Consider the following 8034-nt stretch of genomic DNA (forward strand, 5'->3'; position numbering starts at 1 on the left):
GCCGGCCGCCGCGGCGCAGCGCGGCGGCCGGCCCGGTGGCGGATCAGTCGGGCACGTAGTCGAAGGTGTCCGGGTTCGGGCCGGTGCGGCCCTCCTCGCCCTTGTCCAGGGCGCCGATCGCGACCACGTCCTCGCCCGAGAGCTCGAAGTCGAACAGGGCGAAGTTCTCCTCGATGCGCGCCGGCGTCGTCGACTTGGGGAAGACGATGTCGCCGCGCTCCACGTGCCAGCGCAGCACCACCTGCGCGGGGGTCCTGCCGTACCGCTGCGCGATCTCCGTGATGACGGGGTCGCCGAGGACGGCGCCCTGCGCGATGGGCGACCACGCCTCCACCGCGATCTGGTGCTCCGCGCCCGCCCGGCGCACCTCGTCGTTCGTGAAGTACGGGTGCACCTCGATCTGGTTGACCGCGGGCACGACGGTCGTCTCGTCGAGCAGCCGGCGCAGGTGGTGCGGCTGGAAGTTCGACACGCCGATCGAGCGCAGCCGGCCGTCGGCGTGCGCCTCCTCCAGCACCCGCCAGGTGGAGGCGAAGTCCCCGCCGTACCGGGTGGGCAGGGGCCAGTGGATGAGGAACAGGTCCAGGTAGTCGGTCTCCAGCGCCGACAGGGACTCGTCGATCGCGCGCCGGGCGGCGTCCGGCTCGTGGAAGCCGTTGTTCAGCTTGCTGGTGATCCAGACGTCCTCGCGCGCCAGGCCGGCGTCGCGCACGCCCTGGCCGACCTCCTTCTCGTTGCCGTACATCTCGGCGGTGTCGATGTGCCGGTAGCCGACCTCCAGGGCCCGGCGCACGGCCTGCGCGGTCTCGGCGGGCTCGATCTGGAACACGCCGAAGCCCAGCTGCGGGATCTCGCGGCCGTCGTTGAGCGTGATCGTGGGCACTGCCACGGGGCTCCTCCTCGTCGACCGGACCCGTGGCCCGGTCTCGTCGTCCGGTGCTGTCGCGCAACACGCTGGCCCCGGTTGCGCGGGCGCGCCAGCGGAACCTGCCGTAGGGTCCGGGCCATGGGGTTGAAGACCTTCATCGAGGGCTGGCCGGTCTACCGGCAGCTCACGGGCGACGACCCGCTGGGGCGCGGTGCCGCGTCGCAGTCGAAGCGGTCCGCGGCGCTGACGCCGCGCACGGCCACCGCCGACCGGGTCGCGAAGTCCGTGTGCCCGTACTGCGCCGTCGGCTGCGGCCAGCGCGTCTACGTCAAGGACGAGCGCGTGACCGCGATCGAGGGCGACCCCGACAGCCCGCACTCGCGCGGCCGGCTGTGCCCCAAGGGCGCAGCCAGCGAGCAGCTCGTCAACGGCGACCAGCGGGTGACGACGGTCAAGTACCGCGCCCCCTTCGCCACCGAGTGGTCCGACCTCGACCTCGACACGGCGATGGACATGATCACCGACCGGGTGATCGAGGCCCGCCGGCGCGGCTGGGAGGACGAGGACGGCAAGGGCAACAAGCTCAACCGCACTCGCGGGATCGCCAGCCTGGGTGGCGCCACGCTGGACAACGAGGAGAACTACCTCATCAAGAAGCTCTTCACCGCGATGGGCGCCATCCAGGTGGAGAACCAGGCCCGCATTTGACACTCCGCCACGGTGCCCGGTCTGGGTGCCTCGTTCGGTCGCGGTGGGGCCACCGGTGACCTGCAGGACCTGAGCAACGCCGACGTCATCGTCATCCAGGGCTCGAACATGGCCGAGTGCCACCCGGTCGGGTTCCAGTGGGTGATGGAGGCGAAGGCGCGCGGGGCCAAGGTCATCCACATCGACCCCCGCTTCACGCGCACCAGCGCGCTCGCGGACACGTACGTGCCGATCCGCAGCGGCACGGACATCGTGTTCCTCGGGGCGATCATCAACCGCGTCCTCACCCAGGAGCGGGACTTCCGCGAGTACGTCCTGAACTACACGAACGCCTCGTGGATCATCAGCGAGGACTTCCGGGACACCGAGGACCTCGACGGGCTGTTCTCCGGGTTCGACCCCGAGACCCGCTCCTACGACACCGACTCGTGGCAGTACGCCGGCTCCGAGGAGCACGGTGACGAGGAGGAGGAGACCGAGCGCTCCTCCGACAGCGAGACGGGGCAGTCGATGGGGTCCGGCGGCGCGCCCGTGGACCACCAGGACATCCAGCGCGACGAGACGCTGCAGGACCCGCGCACGGTCTGGCAGATCCTCAAGCGCCACTTCGCCCGCTACACCCCGGAGATGGTCGCCGAGGTCTGCGGCGTGCCCACCGACGTCTTCGACGACGTCGCCGAGGCGTGGATCTCCAACTCCGGCCGTGAGCGGACCGGCGCACTGGTCTACAGCGTCGGCTGGACGCAGCGCGGCACGGGCGTGCAGTACATCCGCACCGGCGCCATCCTCCAGCTGCTGCTGGGCAACATGGGCCGCCCCGGTGGCGGCATCATGGCGCTGCGCGGGCACGCCAGCATCCAGGGGTCCACGGACATCCCGACGCTGTACAACCTGCTGCCCGGCTACCTGCAGATGCCGCACGCCGAGCGGCACCCCGACCTGCAGACGTACGTCGACAGCATCAAGGGCAAGAACCAGAAGGGCTTCTGGGGCAACGCGGACGCCTACACGGTGAGCCTGCTGAAGGCGTACTTCGGCGACGCGGCGACGGAGGAGAACGACTACCTCTTCGACCAGCTGCCGCGCATCAACGGCGACCACGGCACCTACGGCCAGGTCATGGACATGATCGCCGGCGGGAAGATCTTCGGGTACTTCCTGCTGGGGCAGAACCCCGCGGTCGGTTCGGCCAACGGCCGCGCCCAGCGCCTGGGCATGGCCAACATCGACTGGCTCGTGGTCCGCGACCTCGTGATGATCGAGAGCGCCACCTTCTGGAAGGACTCCCCGGAGGTCGGCACCGGCGAGATCGTGCCGGAGGAGTGCCGCACCGAGGTGTTCTTCCTGCCCGCCGCCACCCACGTGGAGAAGGAGGGCACCTTCACCCAGACGCAGCGGCTGCTGCAGTGGCGGGAGAAGGCCGTGGAGTCCCCGGACGACGCGCGCAGCGAGCTGTGGTTCTTCTACCACCTGGGCCGCAGGATGCGGGAGAAGCTGGCCGGCTCGACCGACCCGCGCGACCGCCTCCTGTTCGACATGACGTGGGACTACCCGGTGCACGGCGAGCGCGACGAACCCGATGCGCACGCGGTGCTCAAGGAGATCAACGGCTACGACGTCACCACCGGCGAGCTGCTGCCCGGGTACACCGCCCTCAAGGCCGACGGCACCACCTCCAGCGGGTGCTGGATCTACTCGGGCGTGTACGCCGACGGCGTGAACCAGGCCGCGCGCCGCAAGCCCGGGCGCGAGCAGTCCCTGCACGCCCCCGAGTGGGGCTGGGCGTGGCCGATGAACCGCCGGGTCCTCTACAACCGCGCCTCGGCCGACCCCGACGGCAAGCCGTGGAGCGAGCGCAAGGCGCTGGTGTGGTGGGACGAGGACGCCGGGAAGTGGGTCGGCGACGACGTGCCCGACTTCGAGGCCACCAAGGCGCCGTCGTACCGGCCGCCGGAGGGCGCCACGGGCGTGGAGGCCCTCGCGGGCGACGACCCCTTCGTCATGCAGTCCGACGGCAAGGGCTGGCTCTTCGCGCCCAAGGGCGTCGTCGACGGCCCGCTGCCGGCGCACTACGAGCCCGGTGAGTCGCCGTTCCGCAACACCGTCTACACCCAGCAGCAGAACCCGGCGCGGGTCATCTACACCAACCACCTCGACGAGGTGCACCCCAGCCCGCCCGAACCCGGCAGCGAAGTGTTCCCGTACGTGTGGGTGACCTCGCGGCTCACCGAGCACCACACCGCCGGGGGCATGAGCCGCTTCCTGCCGTACCTGTCGGAGCTGCAGCCGGCGCTGTTCATGGAGGTCTCGCCCGAGCTGGCCGCCGAGCGCGGCCTGGAGCACCTGGGGTGGGCGCACGTCGTCACCGCGCGAGCCGTGGTGGAGGCGCGCGTCATGGTCACCGACCGCCTGGCCCCGCTGAAGATCCAGGACCGCGTGGTGCACCAGGTGTGGCTGCCGTACCACTGGGGCTCGGGGGGCCTGACGACCGGTGACGTCGTCAACGACCTCGCGCACATGACGGTGGACCCGAACGTGCACATCCAGGAGTTCAAGGCCGGCACGTGCGACGTCGTCCCCGGCCGCCGGCCGCAGGGGCGCGCCGCGCTCGACCTCGTCGACGAGTACCGCCTGCGCGGCGGGGTGACGATGGCCACCGGCAGCGTCGCCGTCACCCAGCAGTACCTGGACGGGGAGATGGACCGCGGCGAGCAGGCCGTGGCCGGCGGGACCGCCGCGGGCACGGGGGAGGACCACAGCCTGATCGAGAAGGTGCTCTCGGTCCGCCACGAGATCCGCTCCGCGCCCGGCCGGCCCGAGCAGCACGGCGTCGACGGCAAGCAGCTGGTGATCGGCCAGGGCCCGAGGGAACGGGAGCGCGAGCAGCGCGAGGGTGGCGGTCCGCACGGTGCGGGCGCCGAGGGTGACGAGCAGGGGAGGGACGGCCGGTGATCTCGGCGAACAGCCTGTCCGGGCGGCTGGACGACCCGGCCCGCGACGCGGGGCACGTCGACGCGCCCCCGCGCAAGGGGTTCTTCACCGACACCTCGGTGTGCATCGGCTGCAAGGCCTGCGAGGTGGCGTGCAAGGAGTGGAACGCGGTGCCGGAGGACGGCATCGACCTGCTCGGCATGTCGTACGACAACACCGGCGGCCTCGGGGCCGACTCCTGGCGCGCGGTGGCCTTCGTCGAGCAGTCCCGCCCGGTGGGGAACCAGACCGCGCCGTTCACCTCGGCGGTCACCGGCCGGGGTTCCGAGCGGCTGCAGCAGGGCACCGTCGCCGCCGGGCTGGACGTGTTCGAGGAGGCGTCCCGGCTGGGCACCGGGGTTCCCGGCGGCCAGCCGGTCGCCGACGTCGCCGCCCGCGAGTCCGGCGGGTGCGGCTCCGGCGGTTCCGGCGGGTGCGGTTGCGACGGTGGTGCCGGCGCCGCGGCGCCGGGGACGGTCGGTGAGCGGGGGACCGCCGAGGCGGCGGACGAGGGCGGGCAGTTCCTGGGCATGCCCGGGATGCTGGCGCCCGCCGCGCTGCCCGACCGCGACGGCCGGCAGGCGGTGCGCTGGCTGATGATGTCCAACGTCTGCAAGCACTGCACCCACGCCGCCTGCCTGGACGTGTGCCCCACCGGTTCGCTGTTCCGCACCGAGTTCGGCACCGTCGTCGTGCAGGAGGACATCTGCAACGGCTGCGGGTACTGCGTCTCCGCCTGCCCCTACGGCGTCATCGACAAGCGCGAGGAGGACGGCCGGGCCTGGAAGTGCACGCTGTGCTACGACCGCCTGCGCGACGACGAGACGCCCGCCTGCGCGAAGGCGTGCCCCACCGAGTCCATCCAGTACGGCGACCTCGACGAGCTGCGCGAGCGCGCCGAGCGGCGCCGGCAGCAGCTGCACGACGTCGGCGTCACCGAGGCGCGCCTGTACGGGCACGACCCCGAGGACGGTGTCGGCGGCGACGGGGCGTTCTTCCTGCTCCTCGACGAGCCGGAGGTGTACGGCCTGCCGCCGGACCCGGTCGTCACCACCCGGGACCTGCCGTCGATGTACAAGCACATGGCGGTGGCGGCGGGCGCGATGGTCCTGGGCGTCGTCGCGGCGGCGGTGGGACGTCGATGAGCGAGCAGCCGCAGCTGAAGGGTTTCCAGGGGCACGAGGACCCCCGCCCGTCGCAGGCCACCCCCCACCAGCCCGGTTCCGCGCACGAGCCCGGCACCGATCCGGTGGGCGGCCAGGCCGCGCGCATGTGGAACGCGGGCATGGGGCGGCGCAGCGGGGGCGCGAAGGGCGGCAAGCGCCGGCGCGGTGACGTGAACGCGGTGGTGCCCGACGCGGAGTTCCGCTCCTACTACGGCCGCGCGGTCCTCAAACCGCCGGTGTGGACGCACGAGATCGCCTACTACCTGTTCACCGGCGGCCTGGCCGCGGGGTCCTCCATGCTGGGTGCGGTCGCCGCGCTGCGCGGCGACGTCGCGGCCCGTCGCGGGCTGCGCCTGACGGCGCTGGGAGCCGTGGGCGCCAGCGCCTACTTCCTCATCGCCGACCTGGGCCGGCCCGAGCGCTTCTACAACATGCTGCGCGTCGCCAAACCGACCTCGCCGATGTCCGTGGGCACCTGGATCCTGTCCGCGTACGGGCCGCTGGCCGGGGCCGCGGCCGTCTCCGAGGTCGCTCCGCTGCTGCCGCGCCGCGGGGTGTTCCGCCCGGTGCGCTGGGTCGCCGGTCCCGCCGGAGCCGTCGCCGGCGCGGGGGCCGCCCTGACCGCCCCGCTGCTGGCCACCTACACGGCGGTGCTGTTCGCCGACACCGCCGTGCCGAGCTGGCACGAGCCGTACCGGGAGCTGCCGTTCCTCTTCGCCGGCAGCGCACTGGCCAGCGGCGCCGGGGCCGGGATGCTGCTCGCACCGCTCGCCCAGGCCGGCACCGCCCGCTCGGCCGCCGTCATCGGCGCCGGCGTCGAACTGGCCGCCGGGCACCGCGTGGAGAACGGTCACGGTCTGGTCAGCGAGCCGTTCCACCAGGGCCGGCCGGGCCGGTTCCTCAAGGCCGCCCGCGCCCTCACCGTCGCGGGCGCCGCCGGTGCCCTGCTCGGGCGCCGTTCCCGGCTGCTGTCCGCCGCAGCAGGCGCCAGCCTCCTGGTGGGCTCGCTGCTGACGCGCGTGGCGGTCTTCGAGGCCGGGGTCGCGTCCACGAAGGACCCCAAGTACGTCGTCGTGCCGCAGCGCGAGCGCCTGCGGGACCGCGGCGCGCTCGCGCACGAGGAGCACCGCCCCGAGGACGAGGGCGCGCAGCCGGAGCGCGCGCAGGAGATCCGCACCTAGCGACACCCGGGAGGAACCGTGGCCTTCAAGGCACCCGACCAGATCGCCGTCGCCGCCGTGGCGGCGGGCGAGAAGAAGGCGCACCTGAGCGTCGGCAAGCTCCTCGTCGGCGGGTTCCTCGCCGGCGCCTACATCGGCATCGCCGGCCTGCTGGCCGTGGACGTCAGCGCAGGGATGGACCGCGCCATCTGGGGCGGCTCCATCACGCTGGTCACCGGCGCCGTCTTCAGCCTCGGCCTGATCCTCGTCCTCATCGCCGGTTCCGAACTGCTCACCGGCAACATGGCGCTCGTGCCGCTGGCGCTGATGCGCCGCAAGGCCAGTTGGGGGCTGCTGCTGCGCAACTGGGGGTTGGTGCTCCTCGGCAACCTCGTCGGCGCCCTCTTCGTCGCCTACTTCCTCGCGGTGCAGACCGGGGTGATCGGCGGCCCGGACGCCGCCGACGGCACCACGGCCGCGACCACCTTCGAGCGGCTGTCGTCCATCGCCTCCGGCAAGGCCCTCGCCGAGAGCAACCTCGAGGTGTTCCTGCGCGCCATCGGCTGCAACTGGCTGGTGTGCCTGGCGGTGTGGATGTCCCTGGCGGCGGAGGACATCGCCGGCAAGATCCTGGCGATCTTCTTCCCCATCACGGCGTTCGTCGCCCTCGGCTTCGACCACGTCGTGGCCAACATGTTCTTCCTGCCCGCCGCCTACTGGGCGGGCACCCCGGACCTCGGCTGGGACGACATCCTCACCAACTGGCTGTTCGCCGGGCTGGGCAACGCCATCGGCGGCGCCGTGCTCGTCGGGGTCGCCTACTGGTTCCTGTACCTGCGCGGCACGCCGCAGGACGCGCCGAGGGCGGCCGGCAGCTCCGACGGGACCGCCACCGCCGGTGCCCCGCGCGGCAGCGGCCGCGACGCCCCCTGACCCCCCCACCCGATCCCGCCCCACCCCGCGGTGATCGAGGAAGTGGCAACTTCCTCGATCACCGCTGGGGGTCGGAGGGGCGCGGAGGGGGTGAGGCGGGACGGGGACGGCGGGAGGGGACGGCGGCGCGGCGGGGTTACAGTTTCCGACAACCGTTCCCATCGTCAGGAAGCCGCCGATGCGCCGCGCCGCCCTCGTCCTCGCCGCCCTCACCACCCTCGGCCTCGCC

At 72.7% G+C, this 8034-nt stretch carries 4 protein-coding genes and 1 pseudogene; 4 read left to right on the forward strand and 1 reads right to left on the reverse strand.

What is annotated here, in order from left to right:
- Positions 1-43: 43 nt before the first annotated feature.
- A complete protein-coding gene (locus V9U69_RS16425) occupies positions 44-889 on the reverse strand; it encodes an aldo/keto reductase (protein ID WP_337062933.1) in 846 nt (281 codons plus the stop codon).
- A gap of 117 nt (positions 890-1006) precedes the next feature.
- On the opposite strand from V9U69_RS16425, the pseudogene fdh reads away from it, so the two are divergent.
- From fdh to V9U69_RS16445, 4 genes and pseudogenes are all read left to right on the forward strand, one after another.
- Positions 1007-4252 (forward strand): annotated as a pseudogene (fdh, locus tag V9U69_RS16430) (formate dehydrogenase); the annotation flags it as partial.
- Positions 4253-4524: 272 nt separating this feature from the next.
- On the forward strand, positions 4525-5691 hold the full coding sequence (locus V9U69_RS16435) for a 4Fe-4S dicluster domain-containing protein (RefSeq protein ID WP_337062934.1): 1167 nt from the start codon (positions 4525-4527) through the stop codon (positions 5689-5691).
- Complete coding sequence (gene nrfD, locus V9U69_RS16440; RefSeq protein ID WP_337062935.1) at positions 5688-6893, forward strand: NrfD/PsrC family molybdoenzyme membrane anchor subunit; 1206 nt, start codon at positions 5688-5690, stop codon at positions 6891-6893. The genes V9U69_RS16435 and nrfD overlap by 4 nt, the downstream gene beginning before the upstream one ends.
- Positions 6894-6911: 18 nt before the next feature.
- Positions 6912-7805, forward strand: a complete 894-nt coding sequence (locus tag V9U69_RS16445) for a formate/nitrite transporter family protein (RefSeq protein WP_337062936.1) — start codon at positions 6912-6914, stop codon at positions 7803-7805.
- The last annotated feature ends 229 nt before the right edge of the window (positions 7806-8034 follow it).

This window comes from Kineococcus sp. G2 (genome assembly GCF_037154035.1).
GTDB lineage: Bacteria > Actinomycetota > Actinomycetes > Actinomycetales > Kineococcaceae > Kineococcus.